Raw genomic sequence first — 24301 nt, 5'->3', positions numbered from 1 at the left:
TAACACCTGCCAATCTCAAATTAAATCTATCTATAATATGTATGTACTGCATTAGTAATCAAAGCCGCCAAAGCCTTCATCACTCATAAAATTATGTCTTTGAATGACTTCATATGTAATTTCCTGGTCAGGATTATCTCGAAGTTCAATAATATAGTCAAAATCTTCAAGTGAGTATTCTGAGTTTTGAACAAAAATATCCGGGTGTTCGATGACTTTTACAGCAGGAATCCTCATTATCTCTCGAACTAACTGCCAATGTTTTTCATTCGCACGTTGTGTTGATACAATACCATCCAGGATAAAAATATTATCTGCATTGTACTCATCATTAATAAGTTGATTTCGAATAGTTTGCTTTAATAAGGTAGAAGAAACAAAAAGCCACTTTTTACTAGCACAAACACTTGCGGCAACAATTGATTCAGTTTTCCCAACACGTGGCATACCTCGTATCCCGATAAGCTTATGGCCTTCTTTTTTAAATAATTCTGCCATAAAATCAACCAATATGCCTAGCTCATCACGAATAAATCGAAATGTTTTCTTATCATCCGCATCTCTTTGAATATATCGGCCATGTCGGACAGCTAATTTATCTCGTAATTTTGGTTCGCGAAATTTTGTTATATTTATTGTTTCCATTGTTTGTAATATAGATTCAAGTCTTCCGATTTGTTCCTCATCTTTTACCAATAAAAGAAGACCACGTTTTCCTTCATCCACACCATTGATGCTTATAATATTTATAGATAACATTCCAAGTAACGAAGATATATCACCAAGAAGTCCTGGGCGGTTTATTTGAATTTCATATTCTAAATACCATTCTTTTCTATCCATATAAACCTCCTAATGATAAAAAAACTCACTATTGACTCTAGCTAATATAATATATGATTTTTACAGAATATGAAAGGAAAAACTACCCTATTTCCAGATAAAATAATTTTCTTGTCGAAAAATAAAAAGAGGGGTTCTCCCCTCTTACATTTGCACCTATTATTGTGTACCATTGTTTTGAACTAATTTCACCATAACATTAGCAATGGCTTGTTGTTCCTGCTCATTTGCAACAGACCAAAGATCAGCTAATACTCTTTGCTGCTCATTTTTAGGGTCTACTTGACTTGCCAAGTAATCTCCTACTTGTCCAGCAAGTTGGTTAATGGTTTCTTGAGACATCCCTTGAGATTGTGCTTGGTTCAAGCGATCACCTAAAAAGTTTTTCCAATGATCCCAATTATCTAAAACAGACATATGATGAACCTCCTTCATATTTGTTCGATGTTATTTTGCTACAGGAAGAAATTCTTATACCTTAAAATGAAGGAATTTTTTGGTCGCTTTTATGTATACCAACCGCCATTTACCGCAAGGACATGTCCAGTAATATAGCTTGCTTCGTCCGATAATAAGAAAGCTATGGTCCCTGCAATTTCTTTTGGATCCGCCAATCTTCCTAATGGAATATCAGTTTCAAGTTCTTGCAGTTCCATATCAGAAAAATTGGCGAGCATATTTGTTTTTACTGCCCCGGGTGCCACTGCATTTACTTTTACGCCACTCCTTGCCACCTCTTTGCTTAGAGCCTTTACAAAAGCAATTTGTGCACCTTTTACGGTGGAATACACTACTTCACACGATGCTCCTGTTTGTCCCCATATTGAACTTACAAAAATAATGTGGGATGCTTCGTTTTTCATTAATTTTGGAAGTAGCTTCCTTGTTAAGAGCATTGGGGCATGGACATGTATGTTCCACATATCTTCCATTAAGGCTGGTATTGTATCCACAAATAGGCCGTAATGGGCTATACCACTAATAAAGCACACAGCATCAATATGAAAAATATTATTTAATACTTTTTCCACCCCATGTGGAGAGGAAAGATCTGCTTGTATTGGGATTATTTCTATTGGGTAAGATTCAACCGTATGCATTATATCTTCTATCTCTTTTTTATTTTGATGATAATGGAGATATAAATTCCATCCCTTTTTAGCCAAATATATAGCTGTTTCTTTTCCAATTCCTCCACTAGCTCCTGTAATGAGAACGTATTTTTTCATTTTCTTCTCTCCCTTCGAAAATGGAAAAAACTCGGTTGGCCCGAGTTTTTGAACCTCATTTTTTAGGAACAACCTGACATACTGTGAATCGGTTTTCCTCGATAAGTTCATTTGCTGCCTTTTTTAATTCAGAAAATGTGATATCTTCCAATGCAGGTACAACATCGAATAAATTCATTCCATTGAAGAAATATCGTGTAAATTGATTCGCAATATACTCAGGCGAGTTGAGCTGCCTTAAAAATCCGCCAATTTTCTTTTTCTTTGTTCTATCTAAAGCCTCTTCTGATAAATGATCACCATTTTTAGCTTCCATCAAAACTTTTTGAAGACGCTCGGCAAGCTCATCAGGACGGTCCGTATCGCCACCTACCATCGCAAATCCAAATCCGGATTCTAAGGTGAAATCATAGGAAAAAGACTCATCTATTAAACCTTCATTGTAAAGGGTATAGTAATTTTCTGAGCTTTTGCCAAATAGCATATCTAACATCACATTAACAGTAAGCTCGTTCTTAAGCATTTCCGCTCCCGATAGCTGAATATTCTTGGCCTTTACACCAACTAAGCACTTAGAGGTTTGCACGTTCATTTGCAAAACCTTTTTCTTTTCTGCCACTTCCACTGGCTCTTGTTCAAATCGTCTTTTAATCTCTGCCTGTTCTTTATAATCTTTATTATTTTGATTGTCTCGAACCATTTTCAAGATTGTTTCCGGTTCTACAGGGCCAACGATAAATAACAGCATATTACTTGGATGATAGAACGTATGATAACATTCATATAACAACTGATCCGTAATATGTGAGATGGATTCAATGGTACCTGCGATATCAATTTTTACGGGGTGGTGCTTATACATATTTTCAATGACACCAAAATAAAGGCGCCAATCAGGATTGTCGTCATACATTGTAATTTCCTGGCCAATTATCCCCTTCTCTTTTTCGACAGTCTTTTCCGTAAAGTAGGGACTTTGCACCATGTCTATTAACGTTTCAAGATTTTTCTCTACATTTGAAGTACTTGAAAATAAGTAAGCTGTACGATTAAAGGTCGTAAACGCATTAGCAGATGCTCCTTGTTTACTGAATTGTTGGAATACATCTCCATCCTCTTTTTCAAATAGCTTGTGTTCAAGAAAATGGGCGATGCCGTCGGGAACATGATGGAATTCATTCTTGCCAAGGGGAATAAAATCATTATCAACGGAACCATATTTTGTCGTAAAGGTTGCAAATGTCTTGCTAAATCCTTCTTTAGGTAGAACATACACTTCTAATCCATTTTCCATCTTTTCAAAATACAAGGTTTCCTTTAGCTGATCAAAAACTTTATTTTGCATCATCCGTCCCCTCCAATCCAGTCAAGAAATAAATGGTATCCAATTCAATTTTCGCAGCAGCATTTACAATTTCTTCTTTCGTTACCTTATTAATATTTTCCAACCAGTCTTTTACCGTTAAATTTTGCTTACCAATTACATTATGATATAAAATTTCCACTAATCCCCTAGAGGTATCGGTTGTTTCCAGTAATTGATTATTTGTTACAGCTTTAGTTTGTTCTATTTCTTGGTCAGAAAAATCGCCCTTCCTCATCGCCTCAAGCTGTTCTTTAATAATAGTTATTGCTTGATCATAGTTTTGAGCCTCAATTCCGCTCATCACCATCATCAAACCTTTATGACTATCCAGACGACTTGCCGCATAGTAAGCTAGGCTAGCTTTCTCTCTGACATTGATGAACAATTTGGAATGAGAGAACCCGCCAAAAACACCATTAAACATCTGTAATGCGAAATAATCATCATCACCAAATCGGATATGTGTACGATACCCGATATTTAATTTGCCTTGCTTGACATCTTGCCTCTCCTTAATTTCCTTAGGCTCTTTTACTTGAATATTATTTCTATTTTCTATTTGCAAAGGGGTTCTATTGGAAAAATGAAGCTCTTTACAAAAATCCTCTACTTGAGTTTCTTCAATATCACCAATAATATATAAGTCTAGCTCATCTTCATTCAATGCTTTTACATAGTAATCATATAATGAAGAGGCTGTAATCGAATCGACTTGATCCTTTATACCGTTTGCATCCAGAGCATATGGCTCACCTTTACACATTTCTTCTACCAATCTAACGCTTGAATATCTCATTTTGTCATCGTAAATCGATTGTATGCGCTGCTTTAAAGTTCTTTTTTCCTTTTCTACCGTTTCCGCATGAAAGGAATTATTTTCAACATTAGGATTAAGTAATACCTCCGCAAGAAAATCGATCGCTCTTTGTAGAAGTGATGTTGAATCCTTTAAAAATTTCTCATTAGCGATATCTACCGTAAAGGACATAACATGATATTCACCTTTTTTGGCCAAATCAACATAGAAGCCTGCACCGTAAAGATCATCTAAGTATGAGCGTAATGCGGTTGTTGTTGGATATTGTTTTGTGCTGCTTTGTAATACATTTGGGAGCAATGCTCTTAAAGTCACCGTTTTTTCCTCTAAAGGAGCTTTCATTTTCCAGACTAGCGTATTTGTTTTATATTTTTTTGTTTTGACAATATGTAGATTAAATCCATTCTTGGGGATGATTATCTCACTCGCAACCGTCATATGTACTAACCTCCTTTTGGTTTCTTTTACTATTTTGTAATGAAGTTATTCTAACTATACATTTTTATCTTGTTGTCCTACAAGTATTTACATCTAAAAGTGCAAGCGCCTTGCTAACCGCTGTACAGTTAAGCGAAATTTGATACATCATTTTTCAGTACATAAAAAAATCCCGGATATGATTCCGGGATTTAATCTTTGTTAACGCTGTCCTTTAATATATGGTATACCATCCGCCTTTGGTGCTTCTGCTTTTCCTACGAATCCTGCTAACGCCAAGATGGTAAGAACGTAAGGCGCGATTAATAGGTATACACTTGGAATATCTTTCAGGAATGGGATTTGATCGCCTACAATACTTAAAGACTGTGCAAAACCAAAGAATAATGCTGCCCCCATCGCTCCAAGTGGATGCCATTTTCCAAAGATCATCGCTGCAAGGGCCATAAAGCCTTGTCCGGCGATAGTTGTTGCGCCGAAGTCTAATGTAATTGTTTGTGCATAAACCGCACCACCAAGACCACCAAACACACCAGATAAAAATACAGCAATATAGCGCATTTTTATAACATTAATCCCCATCGTATCTGCTGCCATTGGGTGTTCACCAACAGAACGAAGTCTTAAACCGAATGGGGTTTTATAAATAACATACCAAACAATAATTGCAATGATAATAGCTAAATAGGAAGGATAGGTTACATCCTTAAAAAATAATTTTCCTATAAACGGGATATGATTTAAAACCGGGATATCAATTTTATTGAAATTTTCTGTTATGGTATTTGTTTGTCCCTTACCTTGATAAAGTATTTTCACAAGGAACACGGATAATCCTAACGCTAAAAAGTTTATCGCCACACCACTAACAGTTTGATCCGCTCGAAAGCTAATCGCAGCAAGACCGTGAATAAGTGCAAAAATTCCTCCGATTATCATGGCAACAAGAAGACCAATCCACGGTGTTGCAGCACCGAAGGTATTCGCAAAAGTCAGGTTAAAAATAATAGAACTAAAGGCACCTATGATCATTAATCCTTCTAATCCAATATTTACAACACCGGATCGTTCAGAAAACACTCCACCCAAAGAAGTAAAAATAAGAGGGGCTGCCATCAAAAGGGATGAAGTAATTATTATTTCTAAAGCGGTCATAAAGCTCATTTATTTTGCCTCCCTTTTAAATCGAGCAATTGCCCATTTAATAATATAGCTTGAAGCAACAAAGAAAATAATAAGTGCTATAACAATTTCAACAAGTTCATTCGGCACTCCTGCTTCTTGCGGCATGTTCAATGACCCGACTCGCAAAGCACCAAATAGCAACGCTGAAATAACAACGCCAAAAGCAGTATTACCACCTAATAACGCAACGGCAATTCCATCAAATCCAACTCCCGAAAAGCCTGTGTGAATAAAAGCAAATCCAAAAGTTCCAAGGCCTTCCATTGCACCGCCGATTCCGGCGAATATCCCTGAAATTACCATAGACTGAACAATATTACGATTAACGTTCATACCTGCATATTGTGATGCATGATGATTAAAACCGACAGCTCTTAATTCAAAGCCTTTTGTAGTCTTTTCCAACAAGAACCACATGATAATAGCTGCAATAATCGCAAGATAAATTCCATTATGCAAAGTGGAAAAATCAGTAATGTTTTGTAGAAAATTCGATTGCAACGATGCAGAATCGTGAATTTGTGCTGTCTTATCCCCTTGCTTTGATAGAACATTACGGATAATATAGTTCGTTACATGCAAAGCAATATAATTCATCATAATAGTAATAATAACCTCATGAACACGAAGCCTTGCCTTTAAAAACCCAGGAATAAATCCCCAAATTGCACCAGCTACTCCTGCAGCGATAATTGCAAGGGGCAATTCAATGATTTTTGGAAGGTCTAAAGCCAAACCCACCCATACAGAGGCAACCCAGCCAACTAGCAATTGACCTTCTACCCCAATGTTGAACAAACCAGTTCGAAATGCAAAAGCAACCGCAAGACCAGCAAGTATATAAGGAGTTGTTTGCCTTAAAGTCTCGCCGATATAAAAGGTCTGGCCAAATGCTCCATTCCAAAGTGCAGCATAACCCGAAATCGGATTGTATCCAGTAATTAGCATGATTATCGCACCTGCAACCAGTCCGAGAATAACCGCAATTACTGGTATTAATAAATTCATATATCTATTAGACATTTGCTGATTCACCTTCTCCCGTACGTTTCGATCCAGCCATTAATAATCCGAGCTCTTGCTCAGAGGTTTCTTTCGGATCGACAATATCTATGATATTTCCTTCGTAAATAACGGCAATTCGATCGCTAACATTTATGATTTCCTCAAGTTCAAAGGATATTAGTAATACTGCCTTACCTTTGTCACGTTGCTCAATTAAGCGCTTATGAATAAATTCAATAGCTCCAACATCCAGACCACGGGTAGGTTGAGCAGCAATTAGCAAATCTGGGTCTCGGTCAACTTCCCGGCCAATAATGGCTTTTTGCTGATTCCCCCCTGAAAGGGAACGGGCAAGAGTATATTCACTCGGTGTCCGGACATCGAACTCAAGTATTAGCTGTTTTGCCTTTTTATAGATTTCTTTGAAGTTTAGAACACCATTTTTTGAAAATGGCTTTTTATAATAAGATTGCAACGCCATATTTTCACCAATAGGAAAATCTAATACGAGGCCGTGCTTGTGACGATCTTCCGGAATATGTCCTAACCCACTTTCCGTTATTTTCCTTGGTTTTAGTGCACTTATTTCTTTACCATTTAATTTTATGGAGCCGCTTTCAGATTTACGAAGACCTGTTATTGCTTCAATTAATTCTGTTTGTCCATTTCCATCGACTCCTGCAATCCCGATGATTTCTCCACTACGTACAGCTAGATTAAGTCCTTTAACAGCATCAACACCGCGTGAGTCTTTAACTATTAAATTATTAATTTCCAATACAGTTTCTTTTGGATTAGCACCCTTTTTCTCGGTTTTAAAAACAACCTCTCGGCCAACCATTAAATTAGCAAGCTCAGTAGGATTTGTCTCGCTTACATTAACTGTGCCAATCCCCTTACCTTTACGAATTACCGTTACCCTGTCACAAACCTCCATAATTTCTTTTAATTTATGGGTAATAAGGATAATCGATTTTCCTTCACGGATTAATGCTTTCATAATTTGTATAAGCTCTGTAATTTCTTGAGGGGTTAAGACAGCAGTTGGCTCATCGAAAATAATAATATCTGCACCACGATATAATGTTTTCAAAATTTCTACCCTTTGCTGCATACCTACAGAAATATCAGAGATTTTCGCCCGCGGATCCACTGATAAATTATACTTCTCGGAGATTTCCCGAACTTCCTTTTCAGCCCTCTTTATATCAATTGCACCAGCAGATTTAGGTTCTTTGCCAAGAATGATATTTTCTGTCACTGTAAATTTCTCCACTAGCATGAAATGCTGATGAACCATTCCTATTCCTAAATCATTTGCAATATTAGGATTTGTTATTTTAACCGGTTTACCATTTACACGAATTTCCCCTTTTTCAGGCTGATAGAGGCCAAACAACACATTCATCAAAGTTGACTTTCCTGCTCCATTCTCGCCAAGTAGCGCATGAATTTCACCCTTTTTCAACTGTAATGTAATGTTGTCATTTGCAATAATGCCTGGAAATTCTTTACGAATATTGAGCATTTCAATTACATAATCCACCCGCATCCACTCCTTATAAATTATATATATTTGTAACCTATGTGGTTAGAGGTCTGACATTTGTAAAGGCATAATTCTTAGCTAAGCTTTAATAGGATTAAAAAATCCTAACGGAAAAGCAAAATCTTTTTCTGCACTTCCGTTAACATTTTTATGGGGATTGGCAAAATGCCAATCCCTTAATGAATTACTTTGTAGGTTTTAAAGGAACCTTCACATCACCATTAATGATTTTTTTCTTCCAATCATCAACCGCTTTTAAAACATCAGGAGACAGATTTTCTTGAGATGGAGCAATACCCACTGCATTATCAGTTAATCCATACTCAAGTAGTTTTCCACCAGGGAAGTTGCCATCTTTTGCTTTTTTAGATAAATCTTCAACTGCTAAGTCTACACGCTTAACCATAGATGTTAACGTAACATTATAATCCTTGCCATTTACAGTAACTTTACCTTCGTCATTTTGGTCACGGTCTACACCGATTACCCAAACATTTTTATTAGGATCTTGTTTTTTAATGTTTTTCGCTTCAGCGAATACACCTTTACCAACGTTACCAGCTGCATGATAAATTACGTCTGCACCAGATTTATACATTGCAGAAGCAATGGATTGACCTTTACTAGCATCATCGAAGGATCCAGCCCATTGAATATCTACCTTTGCATTTGGATTAACCGCTTTCACACCAGCTTGGAAGCCAGCAGCAAATTTATTAATTAAATCGCTTTCAATTCCGCCGATAAAGCCGATTTTATTTGTTTTTGTTGTTAATCCTGCTACAACACCTACAAGGAATGATCCTTCATTTTCTTTGAAAGTGATGGAAGCAACGTTGTTACGGTCTGTAATAACACTATCTACGATAGCAAATTCAGTATTTGGACGTTGTTTAGCAACTTTTGAAACCGCATCTTGCATTTTGAATCCGATTCCATATACCAAATTATAGTGATTACGAACAGCTGTATTTAAGTTAGTTACATAATCCGCATCACTTGTTGATTGAATATAATTAAAGCCATTTGTACCTTTAGTAAGGTTGTTGTCGCTTCCAAATTTTTGTAGACCTTCCCACGCAGACTGGTTGAATGATCTGTCATCAACACCACCAGTATCTGTAACCATTGCTACAGTGAAATGGTCGCTTTTCCCATTTTTCCCCTCGTTTTTTGAACTTGTACCACAAGCACCTAAAAGTGTACCAGCAGCCAATACTAGTGAGAGAGCTAAACCAATTTTACGCTTTTTCACCTTTGTTCCTCCTATATTTGTGATTTAGTAGAAATACGTCATTAAGCATACTAAATTCTCTTCCTTAGAACATGGAAGCTGAATTTGTCCGCCTTAAAATAATTTACAGAGAATAATATCGGTTGGTCTTCCTCATCATAATGAAGCTGTTTCAAAATCAGTAATGCCGTTTCGGGATCACAATCCAAGATTGGAGAAATTTTATCATGGTAACCAATTGGTTCGATTTGTGTAACCGCATACGCAATTTTCTTTTTGCTATACGTTTCTAATGTTTCAAAAATCGACCCGTCATGTTTTGAAAAATTCCACGGAAATAGATTTGCTGGAATTTTATCAATACAATAGACTACCGGTTCTCCATTTGCTGTGCGAACCCGTTCAATTACTGCAATCTCATCTTCTTTTTGACAGGAAAATCGTCGGATATCCTCTTCTGAAGGTCCTAAAGTTGTTGTACTTAAGAAAATAGTACCAGGGTCCATTCCCGCTTGAAGAATCATATTAGTAACACTATTTAGTTGCTCTATGCCAGAGGTAAACAATGGCTTTGCATTTACAAATGTGCCGACACCATGCCTCCTCGTTATTACGTTTTCTTCCTCGAGAATACGTAGAGCCTCTCTTAGTGTTGCCCTGCTGACTCCCAGCTTTTTTGCCAAATCAAACTCTGAAGGCAGCTTTTCTTTTTCTTTATATACGCCATTTTCTATATCATTTTTTAAATGATCAATGACTTGAAGATATAAATGGCGATTATCTGCTTTGACCGACATTTGAAGAAACACCCCATATTTTCTTAAGACATCAGACCTCTGATGTATTATTCCTACTAATCGAAAATACTATAACATTTTTTAAAGGTATAATAAATAGAAATTTAAATGTTTGTCGAAAAATATCGAAATAACATGATAGAAAGTTCGATGTTTTTTCCAATTTACTTATTTTCTTACTAAAATAAATATTGAGAATAATCAAAGAGAGATGCCGTTGCTATTTTCCCCATTAAGTCTTGGGATGTTAAGTTCATTAGAAACGGCATCTTCTGTTTTATTTAATTATTTATTTATGAAGTTTGTTCTTCAGATGGTTTCGGTATTAGAACAACTCTTGGCTTGCTTCCTTCATATGGACCCACTACTCCCCTATTTTCCATTTCATCAATTAATCGTGCGGCCCTAGTATATCCAATTCGAAAACGTCTTTGGAGCATGGATACAGATGCTGTTTGCATTTCTGCTATTAATTGTACAGCATCATCGTATAATTCATCATCTACTTCTTCCGCAACATCCGGTAATTCGTCCGGTATCATTTCCTCTTGATACTGAGCTTTTTGTTGAGAGATAACGAAATCTACCACACTCTCTACTTCCTCATCTGATAGAAAAGCACCTTGAACGCGGACAGGCTTTGAGGCACCAACTGGTAGAAATAGCATATCACCGCGCCCTAAAAGCTTTTCTGCACCACCCATGTCCAAAATAGTTCTGGAATCAGTTGCAGATGATACCGCAAAGGCAATCCGGGATGGAATATTTGCTTTTATGACACCAGTTATAACATCAACGGATGGACGCTGAGTAGCAATGATTAGATGAATACCAGCAGCACGAGCCATTTGTGCTAGCCTTGTAATAGAATCTTCCACATCATTGGAAGCAACCATCATTAAATCAGCAAGCTCGTCCACAATGACGACAATATATGGTAACAGCGGTTGTTTTTCCCCGGTTTCCAGATTGCTGCGCTTAACATGGTCGTTATATCCTTCGATATTACGAGTTCCGCTATGTGAGAATAATTCATATCTTCTTTCCATTTCGCTTACTACTTTTTTCAATGCTTGTGATGCTTTTTTGGCATTTGTTACTACTGGTGCGAGAAGATGCGGAACACCATTGTACACATTTAGCTCTACCATTTTCGGATCAATCATCATAAGCTTCACTTCGTGAGGTTTCGCTCTCATTAAAATACTTGTAATAATTCCATTAATACAAACACTTTTTCCGCTACCTGTTGCACCTGCTACAAGCAAATGCGGCATTTTATTCAATTCCGCCAAAACTGCCTCACCAGTAATATCCCTTCCAAGTGCTATTTGCAATTTCAAGTCAGAGTTATCATTAGTTTTAGATTCCAATACTTCCCTTAAGGAAACCATTGCAACCTCTGAGTTTGGAACTTCAATTCCAATTGCTGATTTTCCTGGAATAGGCGCTTCCATTCGTATATCTTTAGCCGCCAATGCCAATGCCAGATCATCGCTTAAACTGACAATTTTACTTACCTTAACACCTATATCAGGATGAATTTCATACTTAGTAACAGCAGGGCCTAAATGAACTTGAGTTACATGTGCTTTTACGCCAAAACTATTAAAGGTCCTTTCTAACTTTGCCGCATTGGCATGTATCAGTTCATATTCACTGCTCTGATCCGTTGCTTTAGGTCTTTTTAATAATGTAATAGACGGAAGCTGATAGTCTTCATTTTCTATTTCTGTAAAGCTAATATTTGGTGGCAGATCATCCTCTTGATCATCCTCCATCACTTCAGTAGATACCATATTATGATTTACAGCTCCGTTTTCTTCTGGAGTGTATGCTCTTTCGGTAAAGCTTGAAATAATTGGAGCAGCTCCTTTTGTACTTTCTGCTCTTGAATCTTTAATAGTCACTTCAGCAGGCACTGGGGCTTCCTTCGCCTGCTTAGATTCTTTTCTTTCCTTTCGATTGTTTTTCCAAGCCTTGATATCTTCTCTAGACAACTTCCATTGCCCTTTAATAAATTCAGCAAGCTTTGTGCCCATTTTCTCGAATAAAGGTCCAAGAGATTTTCCTGTTACTAATATAAAACCAATTAAGATAAAAACGATAGAAACTATTTTTGTTCCTAGGGAATCAAATAAAAAATGAGATGCAGCAAATAAAACAGCACCAATCATCCCACCGCCTAAATCATGAGTAGACGTTTCTCCCATTACTTCCTGCCAAAAAATTTCCCATGTATTTGTAACAACACTTGCATTCGATAAATGTCCTTCTTGAGCCTTTAGTTCAAATAATTTAACATGACTAAGCAATAATAGACTCATAATAAAAATATATGTACCTATTAGACGTCTTGTTAGGAAAATTGGCATCTTTCTTTTTATCATTAAATAGCCGGCGAGCCAAATGATGCCAACTAACGCAAATATATACCATTCCCCAAGAAAAAAGCGAAAGAAAAAAACGAGCGCTTTGCCAACAGCTCCTAATTTAATAATAGAAATGATACTTACAGCGATTAATATCATTCCAGTTAATTCAAAGCGTATATTCGATTTAATTTGTTTTTCCTTTCTCGTTCTTCTTTTTGTTTTGGCCATGACATCACCCTCAGAAATCTTTTGAAATAATTTACAAATATATAAGAAAGCAGCCATATTAAGGCTGCTTACCCTTTTATTTCATTATATCATAACCTTTATTAATTGAAATCATTTGTCCCGGCATAATACTATTGTTTAAGTAATCTTCTGGGTTTGTACTTAATATTCTAATTACTCTTTTTTCTTCTCCCATTGCCTCAACAATCATTGGTATTCCATTGTACGTAATATATTCCTGCTTTTCGTATTCGGAGAGCTCTGTTGGAAAAATTAATTCTAACGGTACAGTAGTATGAAGTATCATTGTATTAGCCCCTCATGGTGGTGTTGTGATTTTTTACTTTCAATCAGTTCATTTAATTTTTTTAATGCTTTTCCAATTCCACCTACTTCGTCAATCAATCCATATTTAACTGCATCTTCTCCGACTACATTTGTTCCAATATCGCGGGTTAAATTTCCTTTTGCTAGCATTAAGTCCTTGAAAACCTCTTCCTTTACTTTGGAATTCCTTGTAACAAATTTTATGACCCTTTCCTGCATTTTGTCCAAATATTCAAATGTTTGCGGAACACCTATTACTAATCCTGTTAAACGGATAGGATGAATCGTCATCGTAGCAGTTTCTGCAATAAAGGAATAGTCAGTTGATACAGCGATTGGAACTCCTATGGAATGTCCTCCACCTAAAACAATGGATACTGTTGGCTTTGATAAGGAGGAGATCATTTCAGAAATAGCTAATCCTGCTTCGACATCTCCACCAACTGTATTTAATATAATGACCAGACCTTCAATTTTTGGGTTTTGTTCTATTGCCACTAGCTGTGGGATTATATGCTCATATTTCGTTGTTTTATTTTGTGGTGGCAGCTGCATATGCCCTTCGATTTGACCAACGATTGTTAAGCAATGGACATTACTTTCCGGTGGCAGTTGTGGAACATTCGTTTGTCCAAGCTGTTGAATCTTTTCAACAATTCCAGATTTAACATCATTGTCCCCTTGCTCCTTTTCAGGTCCCGGCTGTTCCATACGAAAATCTTTTGTCATCAGAAAAGCTCCTTTTTCTATATTTTTAAGGTACTATATTTTTACATAATAATATTAGTATCCTCTTACGGAAGTAATTTGATTCAAAGAAAAAAAACACCGACAAAAAGTCGGTGTTCCGTAATGATATCATTATACTTCCATAATAATTGGCAAAATCATTGGTCTGCGTTTTGTTTTCTCAAATAAAAAGTAGTTCAATTGGTCACGAATATCCTGCTTTATACTTGACCAATCAAAAGCATCTTTTTCCATGTTTTTTTCCACTATACTGCGAACTAATGAAGTGGAATCATTCATGAGCTGTTCAGATTCTCTTACATACACGAAGCCGCGCGAAATAATTTCTGGACCGGCAGCGATGGTCCTCTTATGTTTACTTAAAGTAACCACCACAATTAATATTCCGTCTTGAGACAGTAGTCTTCGATCCCGCAATACTATATTACCGACATCTCCAACTCCAATTCCATCGATCAACACATTCCCAGATGGAACTTTACCGCTATAACTCATTTTTTCCTTTTTATATTCGAGTACTTCCCCTTTATCAGGAATATAAATTCTATCCTTCGATATCCCAACCTGTTCCGCAAGTCTTGAATGGGCCACTAACATTCTATATTCGCCTTGAACAGGAACAAAATACTTAGGCTTCATTAAATTAAGCATTAGTTTTAAATCTTCTTGACAGCCATGTCCCGTTACATGAACTTTTCTCCGTTCTGATAGTACCGCTGCACCAGCACGGTATAACATGTCCACCGTTTTCGACATAATTAGCTCCATGCCTGGAGATGGTGATGCTGTAATAAAGACGGTATCACCCTTTTGTATATTAATATATTTATGAGTGCGTTTGGCCATTTTTTGTAACACTAAAAACGGTTCACCTTGGTTTCCGGTTGTTAGAATGACAATTTCTTCATCCGAATATTTATTAAGGGCACTAATAGGGATTACTAAATCATCTGTTTTGATATCAAGGTATCCTAAAGAAACAGCAATTTCATAAACTCTTTCTAGGCTTTTTCCAACCACCACTACTTTTCTGCCGGTTTCAAAAGCCGCATCAAAAACTTGTTGAAGTCGAATCAAATTAGAGGCAAAGCATGCAACAATAATTCTTCCCTTTGCGGAGTAAAAAGCATTTGCCATTTCACTAGCTATAACCATTTCAGAAGTTGTTACACCAGGATGCTCTGCTTCAATACTGTCAGACAGTAGACAAAGAACACCTTCATTCCCGATTTTTGCCATCTCTGCTATATCTGATTGATAGTTTTTAGATACACTTTGATCGAACTTAAAATCCCCTGTATGGACAATATTGCCTTCAGATGTATGAATACAAATACCAATTGAATCTGGTATGCTATGGGTAGTTTTAAAGAAAGTAATATCCACTGTTTCAAATTGTAAAGATGTATCCGAATGAATGACAATAAATTGAACCTCTTTATTGATAGCTACATCCTTCAGTTTTTCCTTTGCGAATGCAATAGTTAATTTTGTTCCATAGACAGGAACATTTAATTTCATCAACAAGTATGGAAGGGATCCGATCGCATCTTCATGTCCGTGTGTTAAAAATATTCCCTTTACTCTTTCTTTATTATCCTCTAAATATGTAATATCAGGAATAACGATATCGATTCCGAGCATCTCATTCTCCGGGTACATAAGCCCGGCGTCAATGACAAATATATCCTCATCCACTTCGATGACATACATATTTTTTCCGATCTCTCCCACTCCTCCAAGTGGGATAATTTTAATAGAATCATTTTTCTTTTTCAAATTCTTGTTCCTCCAATGCTGTTTTTCCGACCTAAATCAGTTAAGCTCATTATACTTGAAGAAGAAATTACTGTTCAATATGATTTTACAATTTCATTCTTTTAGATTATTTCACTAATGCCATTCCAGCATTTTCACTTAATAATATTTGTAATGTACGTAGAAGCTGGTCCACTATCACGGTATTTTCATCTGTATTCATCAAAGCAATTTGAATCCAATTATTTTTTATTAGATAACGATTAAGAAAATGCACTTGATACCCATTCAAATATAAATCTAAACCAAAATCAGTTGCTTTTACATCTTTAGGAAAAGCTATCGTAATAACACATGGAGAAGATTGATTCTTTTCTACAACAAAGGTAAAACCAAGATTTTTTAACGAATCATAAACAAAAGAAAATCTCTTAAGTCTATTTTCGAAATAGTCAAGATTAAATAATTTATCCAATGCCATATCTAATGCCTTGAATAAATAGGAATTTTGCGAGAAAGGGATGCCTTCGCATTTTTGATAATACAGTATATCAAGATAACGTGGAACCTGCCTAGAGCCTAATTCCAGCTGATTAAAGAATACAAAGGAAAGACCGGTTACTGCACTAATCGCTTTCCCAGAAACACCTGATGCCAAATATACGTCTGCAAGATTTAAAGGAACTGCCCCTATTGAACTTATAGCATCCATGCACAATTTGATTGAATATTCCCTGCAAAGACCGGATAAACCTTCAAAGTCATTTAACATCCCGGTCGATGTTTCGCAATGAACAAACCAAATCCAATCATATTGGTTAATTTCACATAAAGCTCTTATTTCTCCTAAATTGTACGCTTGCCCCCAATGGGCTGCAAATGTATCAAATTGAAGCTCAAAACGATTCGCATGATCAACTAAGCGTTCTCCGAATTCTCCGTTTGTTAAAATTAATCCTTTTGTCCCAAGGGAATGTAGTTGTGCTGCAACGGCATCATTTGCAACCGTACCAGTGCCTGTTAATACGGAAACATTTTGTGCATTTGTTAATTTTTTTAACTTTGAAAATACATTTGATGCAAGCTGTTTATGCTCTTGTGACCGATGCCACTCCGGCTGGGAAGAGAAAACAGATTGGATTTTGTTATCAACCATTACTGGGCCTGGCAAAAAGGTATGTATGAAAGAAAGAGATCTTAAATGTTCCTTTTGAAAAAACATATCTTTTGTCAAATACATTGGCTGAAACAATACATCTTCATGGCCAACTAAATGTGCAAACGATTCGAAGCCTATATGTTTATAAAGCCTTGATTGTCTTGTAGTACCTGAAATAAAAGCAATATCATAGCCTTTATGTAGACAATAGCGGATTAATGCGCCAGTAAGACTTGCAAATACGCGTCCGTTTCGATATTTTTGTTTAACAGACAACAGCCGAATTTCACAAGGTCGCTCAAAGGCTTGGTCAAGATAATTTTCAATTCTACCTAGTTTTTTATCTAATGAAAAAGGACGTATATCTCTAATCGCCATCATTCCAATAACTTCCTCGTCCAACTTGCAAATAACGTATTCATTTTCATCATGAAACTGATCGACTAATTTTTTTTCCGTGTTTTCATGATGCTGTGGAATTTCTTCCACAAAAGTATCATAATTGAGTTGAAATATCCCCTCAAATTCCTTTGCAGTTCTAGCGATTTTTATTGTATAGTTCATATTCCATCCCCCACAATTACCCGTTTTTCTTTATGTTTCATAACTATAAGCAATATAATTAAGAAGATGACGAGGCTTCCTGCTATATTATGATGAAAAAAAAAGGTGAATATTGGCGTTAATGCAATGCCTGCAAGCCCTGCTTTTGTAAACGATTTTACAAATGGATAAGTAATAAGGAAGGTAAGTCCGAGGCACAATGCTGCCAGCGGTGAAATATAGAGGATGCCTCCTATAAAAGAAGCCACACCTTTCCCGCCTTTAAACTTATATAAAATAGGGTACATATGTCCTAAAATAACTAACAGCAAAAGAATTGTCTGTTGCAAAAAATTCATTTTGAAATATTCTGCAAGTAAACAAATAACGATTACTTTCAACATATCACCGAATAAAACAATCATGAATCCTTTTTTCCCAAACGATCTTCCAGCATTTCTTGCACCTGGATTTCCACTGCCTTCCGTGAAAATATTTCTATTATAAAAAATTCGCCCAACTATATGTGCTGAAAGTATATGCCCAAATATGTATGCAAGAAAATATATGAAAATCATTACATGCTCGCCTTTCTTCCTAAAGTGGTATATATAATTATATTACCATTTTTTTCAGAATTTGAGCTAAATATATAAAAAAGAAAACTTTCTTAAGAGATTCTATTTTACCACTTATTCCAATAATACATACAAAAGTGAATAAAAAAAGAAAGGGCTAAAAAAACACCCTTCCCTATCTATGATTAAAGTTTATTTAATAACGCTACTAAGTTTGCTCTTTCCTGCTCGGTTAATGGAACTAATGGAAGTCTAACAGACCCAACATTAAGACCCTTAAGCTGTAAAGCGGTCTTTACAGGAACGGGACTTGGGGCATCAAATAATCCTCTCATTAGTGGAAGCAGTTTTTGATGTTGTTTGGCTGCTGCCTCGTTAGATCCATTTAAAAATGAGCTAATCATTTCTTGCATTTCCCTACCAATAATGTGAGATGCAACAGACACAACACCTTTACCTCCGATGGACAGTACAGGGATAGTTAGACCATCATCGCCACTGTATAATTCAAAGTCCTCACGTGTATTAGCAATAATTTCAGCCATTGCGTCTAAGTTTCCGCTCGCTTCCTTTATGGCTACAATATTTGGTATTTCCGCTAATTTAATGACTGTCTCTGGCTGCAAGCTAGCAACCGTACGACCAGGAACATTATACAGCATAACAGGTAAATTAGTATTTTCGGCAACAGTTTTAAAGTGCTGATATAGTCCCGCTTGATTTGGTTTATTATAATAAGGGACTACGATTAATACTGCATCCACACCGATTTCCTCTGCTTTTTTCGTTAACTCCACTGTTGCGTGAGTATTATTGCTTCCAGTACCTGCAATAACTGGCACCCTTCCTTTAACGGTTTTTACTACATGGCTGAATAATGCAAGCTTTTCCTCCGTTGATAAGGTAGGTGATTCACCCGTTGTACCAGCAATAACAAGAGAATCTGATCCATTCTCCATTAAAAATTCTACTAGCTGAGTAGTTTTTTGAAAATCAACATTCCCTTTTGCATCGAATGGAGTAACCATGGCAGTAGAAATTCTACCAAAACGACTCATATTGAACACTCCCTCTATTTTTCCGTTAGATCTATTCAAAGATTTACATTGTCCATTTACAGACTCTATATATTCACTTCGAAGGTTTCTTCTTGCAAATTAAATGCATCATGCAATGCATTCACAGCTGCGACTAAATCGTTTTCTTTTACTAATACCCAAATTGTTGTATGGCTATCAGCTGACTGTAATATCCGAATGCTTTTTTCCGATAATGCCGATACAATTTTGAATGTAACCCCTGGTACACCATGAATACCTGCACCTACAACGGAAACCTTAGCACATTCCCGTTCGACTTCAGGCTTATATCCCATTTTTTGTAATATAGAAATAGCTCTTTCAATCGCATCCTCTGCAACTGTATAAACTACACCAGTTGGGGAGATGTTTATGAAATCTACACTAATATTTTCGTTTGCCATCGCTTTAAACACTTCAGACTGAAGCTCATATTGACCTTCCTTAGCATACACCTTTATCTGCGAAACATTTGATACATAGGCAATACCAGTTACTGGTCTTTCGCGAATATCCGTTCCCCTTGATTGTTTATTTAACGAGGTTACAAGAGTACCTAAATTATCTGAATAGGTGGAGCGAATCCGAATTGGTACCTTTGCTTGCATGGCAATTTCAACAGCACGTGGATGGATAACCTTTGCACCTTGATAGGCCATATTGCAAACTTCCGTATAAGTTACGATTGGCAATTTTCTTGCATTATCCGCAATTCTTGGATCTGCAGTCATAATTCCTTCTACATCTGTAAAGATATCAATCCATTCTGCCTTTAAAGCAGCACCAAGTGCAGCTGCAGAAGTATCACTGCCACCTCTACCGATTGTTGTAACATCCCCGTTTTTTGCTGATCCTTGGAATCCGGCGACCACTACAACATCATGTGTATTTAGTTCTTTTATGAGTCTTTCACATTTCATATCTATAATCTTGGCATTAGTATGCTCTCCATTTGTCCTGAATCCTGCCTGAGATCCTGTCAAAGCAGTAGCTTTAATATCATCCTCAAGAAGCATGTTCGTAAATACAAGGCTTGAAATTACTTCTCCACACGAAAGAAGCAAATCTTGTTCCCTCTTATTTATTAGTGTTTGGGGATTTTGTACAAGGGAAAGCAAAGTATCTGTAGAATATGGATCACCATTTCTGCCCATTGCTGATACAACCACCACTACCTTATAACCATCCTGAAGAGCATTTTTAATATGCTTTATTGCTTGAGTTCGGCCTTTTTCATCGCGTACAGATGTGCCTCCAAATTTCTGCACAATCAACTTCATGCTAACACCTCTATATAAAGTATATATTTTTTTCATGATGAGGTTAGACAGTAAACCAATATGGAAGTTATCAATACAGATTAAACAAGACCAAGCTTTATAAGGCTTTCAGCAATTTGAACAGAGTTCCAGGCAGCACCTTTTAATAGGTTATCGGACACAACCCACATATGGAACCCGCGGTCTTCATCTAAATCCTTTCTGATTCTGCCTACAAATACATCATTTTTTCCTACCGCATTTGCCGGCATTGGATAAACTTGTTCAGCAGGATTATCTTCCAAAACAACACCTTCTGCAGTAATAAGCACATCTTGAACGTGTTTGGCTGTCAGCCCTTCGTTTTCCACTTCAAAATATACTGATTCAGAATGCCCTGTTTCTACCGGAAGACGAACACAAGTAGCTGCCACTTTTAATTCTGGCATATGCATAATTTTTTTCGTTTCATTAATCATTTTTATTTCTTCAAAAGTAAATCCATTATCCATGAATGTATCAATTTGAGGAATGGCATTAAATGCAATTTGATAATGGTTTTTATCGCCCTTTACAGGCAAAATCTTAGGGTCAAATGTATCACCATTAATGATAGCCTTTGTTTGTTCCTTTAATTCTTGAATAGCCGCAGTTCCAGAACCAGATACTGCTTGATAAGTGGAAACAATTACTTTCTTTAAACCGTAAGCTTTTCTAATTGGTTCTAACGCAACCACCATTTGTATCGTTGAGCAATTTGGATTTGCAATAATTCCATTATGAAGCTTTAAATCTTCCTCATTGACTTCCGGAACAACTAAAGGAACATCCTTTTCCATTCGGTAAGCGCTCGTATTATCAATGACAATTGCACCACGTTTAACAGCTTCCGGTGCGAACAATTTAGAAATACTTCCGCCTGCACTAAATAAAGCGATGTCAACTCCATTAAAGCTTTCTGGTGTTGCTTCTTCCACTACAACATCTTCACCTCTAAATTTTATTACAGTACCAGCTGAACGCGCTGAAGATAAGAATGAAATTTTGCTAATAGGAAACTCTCTTTTTTCCAACGTTTTAATCATTTGTTGTCCAACTGCACCAGTGGCACCAAGCACTGCCACGTGAAATCCTTTGGATATTGACATTTAGCATTCCCCTTTTCATTTATATAAAGCTTTTCACGAAATTTTTATTTGGGCTGTTTTCGTATGACTGTTAAATCTATAAGAGATTTTAACATGTTGCAGTTCATATATTGTTATGAATCCTAATTCAGGCTAAGTTTCACTTCATGTTTTTTCGCAAATATTGTTACATCCTAATATCGATTTGGTTTCTGGGCATCTTTCGATGACTTACCTGAGTCTTAACCAAAGTAAGCATTGAGATATGTTCCTTACCAAAAGTAACAAAGTTTTGAAAAGAATCTTTCTTTAAAATATTATTCATTCTTAACCTAATTAAGGATATTTTTAAAGTTTTCGTCTACAAATGCAACATTGTGTATGAAAAAAGCCTTTAACTAGAGAAAATAACGATTTTATTTTACCATATTAACGTACGATATTATATCATTTTCTCTAATTCATCATATTACATAGCAAAGTGGAAGGCTTAGGTATATACCTCAAGACAGTAAACTTTTGTACTATATTTCGGAGTACCATAGAAAACTCGCCGATGAGGCGAGCTACTGTGAGATCCGTTTATTGTTTATTCATTTCGAAACCTTTCAATGATTACCGGCTGTAATTGTCTGCCCTCGATCGCTTCCTCTACTGTTTCTTGAAGTAAAGTCATTTTAGCAACCATTGAATTTGGTTTGTTAATCGGATCATCTTGACCATATGGAATAAAATATATATTTTTTGTTGACATTAGCCGCATTAAATTTACTCCATTTAAACCAAGAGCATCGTTTGTAGAAATACCTAAAACAACAGGCTTTCTGTTTCTTAAGGTTGCTTTTGCAGCCATTAATACAGGAGAGTCAGTAAGGGCATTTGCCATTTTACTCATGGAATTCCCTGTTAATGGCGCTATTACCATACAATCAAGTGGAAGTTTTGGCCCTAACGGCTCTGCGCCGACAATGCTATCAATTACCTTTCTGCCCGTCACTTCCTCTATTCTATCTATCCAATCTTCACCGCTTCCAAAGCGTGTTTCTGTATTTTTTACTGTGAAGGTAACTACTGGTATTACCTCAGCACCTGAATCCACCAATCTTTTAATTTCAGGAAATACCGCATCATACGTACAGTGGGATCCTGTTAATCCAAAACCAATTCGTTTACCATTTAAACTCATATTAATTTCCCCTTTCGTTTCACAACATCTTCTTCCAGTAATTGGGCTAGGACATTTCCTAAAATTTGTCCGGCAGATTTTGGCGCTACTATTCCTGGTAAGCTAGGAGCTAGCAATGCTTTAATTCCACGTTTCTCCGCATAACGGAAGTCTGTTCCCCCGGGTTTCGAGGCTAGATCAATAATTAATGTATGGGTTGGCATCTTTTGAATGACAGAAGCATTTACAACCAGATGTGGAATTGTGTTTATGCAAATATCAATATCTCGCACTTCTTTATCAATATCATTTAGATGAAATGGCACAAGTCCCATTTCTGTAATTCTTGCTAAATGTTCGCTCTTTCTTGCCCCCACCTTCACTTTTGCGCCAAGGTGGTGAAAAGAACGCGCTACACTCATCCCTACCCTACCTAAACCTAAAACAGCCACTGTGGAACCATGTATAGTAAATTCAGTATGCTGAATAGCCATCATAATAGTGCCTTCTACGGTAGGGATCGAATTATATATTGCAACATCATCTCTTTCGAATAACATAACTAAACGCCTTTTCACTTTTTTCGTCATTTCTTCTAAGAATGCATTTTTAATACCCGTATAAATGGTACAGTGGGCAGGTGTTTTTAGTAGCATTTCTTCTGTAATTTCGACTGTTTCTGCAGAAAAAATCATTTCTACCTGACCATTTGCATCCGTGCCGGTGATGGGTAGAATAATAGCATCTATTTCCGAAAAATCCACTTCGTGTATTTTCTCTTTACTAACACCTGAGAACACATGATCTAATTGTTCAAATCCGATTAATGACAGTTTTGCATCCAACTCAGACAATTTACGGATTACCTCTAATTGACGTGCATCTCCACCAATCACAGCAATCTGCAGTCCTGTCAACATCAATATCGTCACCTTCTTCAATGTTGATTGGGTTTATACCTTACACATAGTATGTAAGAATTGGGTAAACGGTGAAAAGAAATGTGGAAGCGCCTTGATCATCCGATAGGCGCTAGTGAAATTTGAAGTGCCAATTTCACTTGGTGAAATTTGAAGTGCCAATTTCACTTGGTGAAATTTGAAGTGCCAATTTCACTTGGTGAAATTTGAAGTGCCAATTTCACTTGGTGAAATTTGAAGTGCCAATTTCACTTGGTGTTAGATAAAGACTAATCTTATGAAAAAAGCAAAAAACCCCGCTTCTATAGCGAGGTCAAAATTTTACTTATTCTTACTAATTAGGAACTTCTAAAATAATCATATCTGTTCCAATCGTACGGATTTGCTGCCAAGGCACCCTTATTTCTCCAACATGTTTTTTTCTCCATTTCCCAGTTGGAATGATAAGTGATTGAATATGCCCGGTTGCCTCATTTATTTCCAAATCTGTCTGTCCTAATATACCAAGCCTTTGGGCACGTTTGAAATCAACTATTTCTTTTCCACTTAACTCACTTAGCCGCATATAAA

General features: G+C 36.5%; 22 protein-coding genes. All 22 read right to left on the bottom strand.

Going from position 1 to position 24301, the window contains the following annotated elements:
• Positions 1 to 51 precede the first annotated feature (51 nt).
• The 22 genes from KHA87_RS04770 to KHA87_RS04665 all read right to left on the bottom strand — a co-directional run bounded on the left by KHA87_RS04770 (position 52) and on the right by KHA87_RS04665 (position 24296).
• Positions 52 to 843 (bottom strand): DUF3388 domain-containing protein, encoded by a 792-nt coding sequence (locus KHA87_RS04770; RefSeq protein WP_213092956.1) that lies wholly within the window; start codon positions 841 to 843, stop codon positions 52 to 54.
• Between the two features lie 159 nt (positions 844 to 1002).
• Complete coding sequence (locus KHA87_RS04765) at positions 1003 to 1260, bottom strand: DUF3243 domain-containing protein (RefSeq protein WP_213092955.1); 258 nt, start codon at positions 1258 to 1260, stop codon at positions 1003 to 1005.
• Positions 1261 to 1349: 89 nt separating this feature from the next.
• Positions 1350 to 2072 carry an elongation factor P 5-aminopentanone reductase gene (gene ymfI / locus KHA87_RS04760; protein ID WP_213092954.1) on the bottom strand — a complete coding sequence of 241 codons (723 nt, stop codon included), beginning with the start codon at positions 2070 to 2072 and terminating at the stop codon, positions 1350 to 1352.
• Positions 2073 to 2127: 55 nt separating this feature from the next.
• Entirely contained in the window at positions 2128 to 3417 is a 1290-nt protein-coding gene (gene yfmH, locus KHA87_RS04755; RefSeq protein WP_213094244.1) for an EF-P 5-aminopentanol modification-associated protein YfmH, read from the bottom strand.
• The gene (gene yfmF, locus KHA87_RS04750; protein WP_213092953.1) at positions 3407 to 4693 is read right to left on the bottom strand and encodes an EF-P 5-aminopentanol modification-associated protein YfmF; all 1287 of its coding nucleotides are present in this window, start codon (positions 4691 to 4693) and stop codon (positions 3407 to 3409) included. The genes yfmH and yfmF overlap by 11 nt, the downstream gene beginning before the upstream one ends.
• Before the next feature lie 201 nt (positions 4694 to 4894).
• Positions 4895 to 5857, bottom strand: a complete 963-nt coding sequence (locus KHA87_RS04745; protein ID WP_213092952.1) for an ABC transporter permease — start codon at positions 5855 to 5857, stop codon at positions 4895 to 4897.
• Positions 5858 to 6901 carry an ABC transporter permease gene (locus tag KHA87_RS04740; RefSeq protein WP_213092951.1) on the bottom strand — a complete coding sequence of 348 codons (1044 nt, stop codon included), beginning with the start codon at positions 6899 to 6901 and terminating at the stop codon, positions 5858 to 5860.
• The gene (locus KHA87_RS04735) at positions 6894 to 8429 is read right to left on the bottom strand and encodes an ABC transporter ATP-binding protein (protein ID WP_213092950.1); all 1536 of its coding nucleotides are present in this window, start codon (positions 8427 to 8429) and stop codon (positions 6894 to 6896) included. The genes KHA87_RS04740 and KHA87_RS04735 overlap by 8 nt, the downstream gene beginning before the upstream one ends.
• Before the next feature lie 187 nt (positions 8430 to 8616).
• Positions 8617 to 9687 carry a BMP family lipoprotein gene (locus KHA87_RS04730; RefSeq protein WP_213092949.1) on the bottom strand — a complete coding sequence of 357 codons (1071 nt, stop codon included), beginning with the start codon at positions 9685 to 9687 and terminating at the stop codon, positions 8617 to 8619.
• 50 nt (positions 9688 to 9737) lie between these two features.
• Entirely contained in the window at positions 9738 to 10463 is a 726-nt protein-coding gene (locus KHA87_RS04725; protein WP_213092948.1) for a GntR family transcriptional regulator, read from the bottom strand.
• Between the two features lie 293 nt (positions 10464 to 10756).
• Positions 10757 to 13066 (bottom strand): FtsK/SpoIIIE family DNA translocase, encoded by a 2310-nt coding sequence (locus KHA87_RS04720; protein ID WP_213092947.1) that lies wholly within the window; start codon positions 13064 to 13066, stop codon positions 10757 to 10759.
• A gap of 76 nt (positions 13067 to 13142) precedes the next feature.
• On the bottom strand, positions 13143 to 13373 hold the full coding sequence (locus KHA87_RS04715) for a YlzJ-like family protein (protein ID WP_213092946.1): 231 nt from the start codon (positions 13371 to 13373) through the stop codon (positions 13143 to 13145).
• Entirely contained in the window at positions 13370 to 14122 is a 753-nt protein-coding gene (locus tag KHA87_RS04710; protein ID WP_481748334.1) for a ClpP family protease, read from the bottom strand. Before KHA87_RS04710 ends, KHA87_RS04715 begins: the two co-directional genes overlap by 4 nt.
• 132 nt (positions 14123 to 14254) lie before the next feature.
• On the bottom strand, positions 14255 to 15922 hold the full coding sequence (locus KHA87_RS04705) for a ribonuclease J (RefSeq protein WP_213092945.1): 1668 nt from the start codon (positions 15920 to 15922) through the stop codon (positions 14255 to 14257).
• Positions 15923 to 16028: 106 nt separating this feature from the next.
• Complete coding sequence (locus KHA87_RS04700) at positions 16029 to 17624, bottom strand: aminotransferase class V-fold PLP-dependent enzyme (RefSeq protein WP_213092944.1); 1596 nt, start codon at positions 17622 to 17624, stop codon at positions 16029 to 16031.
• A complete protein-coding gene (locus KHA87_RS04695; protein WP_213092943.1) occupies positions 17621 to 18181 on the bottom strand; it encodes a glycerol-3-phosphate acyltransferase in 561 nt (186 codons plus the stop codon). Before KHA87_RS04695 ends, KHA87_RS04700 begins: the two co-directional genes overlap by 4 nt.
• Before the next feature lie 185 nt (positions 18182 to 18366).
• Positions 18367 to 19239 (bottom strand): 4-hydroxy-tetrahydrodipicolinate synthase, encoded by an 873-nt coding sequence (dapA, locus tag KHA87_RS04690; RefSeq protein WP_213092942.1) that lies wholly within the window; start codon positions 19237 to 19239, stop codon positions 18367 to 18369.
• Positions 19240 to 19304: 65 nt separating this feature from the next.
• Positions 19305 to 20540, bottom strand: a complete 1236-nt coding sequence (dapG, locus tag KHA87_RS04685; protein ID WP_213092941.1) for an aspartate kinase — start codon at positions 20538 to 20540, stop codon at positions 19305 to 19307.
• A gap of 80 nt (positions 20541 to 20620) precedes the next feature.
• Positions 20621 to 21667, bottom strand: a complete 1047-nt coding sequence (asd, locus tag KHA87_RS04680; protein ID WP_213092940.1) for an aspartate-semialdehyde dehydrogenase — start codon at positions 21665 to 21667, stop codon at positions 20621 to 20623.
• Positions 21668 to 22235: 568 nt separating this feature from the next.
• A complete protein-coding gene (gene dpaB, locus KHA87_RS04675) occupies positions 22236 to 22832 on the bottom strand; it encodes a dipicolinate synthase subunit B (protein ID WP_213092939.1) in 597 nt (198 codons plus the stop codon).
• Complete coding sequence (gene dpaA / locus KHA87_RS04670) at positions 22829 to 23731, bottom strand: dipicolinic acid synthetase subunit A (RefSeq protein WP_213092938.1); 903 nt, start codon at positions 23729 to 23731, stop codon at positions 22829 to 22831. Before dpaA ends, dpaB begins: the two co-directional genes overlap by 4 nt.
• A 334-nt stretch (positions 23732 to 24065) precedes the next feature.
• Positions 24066 to 24296: a YlmC/YmxH family sporulation protein gene (locus KHA87_RS04665; RefSeq protein ID WP_213092937.1), complete on the bottom strand. Its 231-nt coding sequence runs from the start codon at positions 24294 to 24296 to the stop codon at positions 24066 to 24068.
• Positions 24297 to 24301: the final 5 nt, after the last annotated feature.

The organism is Bacillus sp. FJAT-49736 (assembly GCF_018343615.1).
Taxonomy (GTDB): Bacteria; Bacillota; Bacilli; order Bacillales; family Bacillaceae_C; genus Margalitia.
Note: the sequence above shows the minus strand (reverse complement) of the source record. Positions and strands in the feature narration are given on the sequence as shown.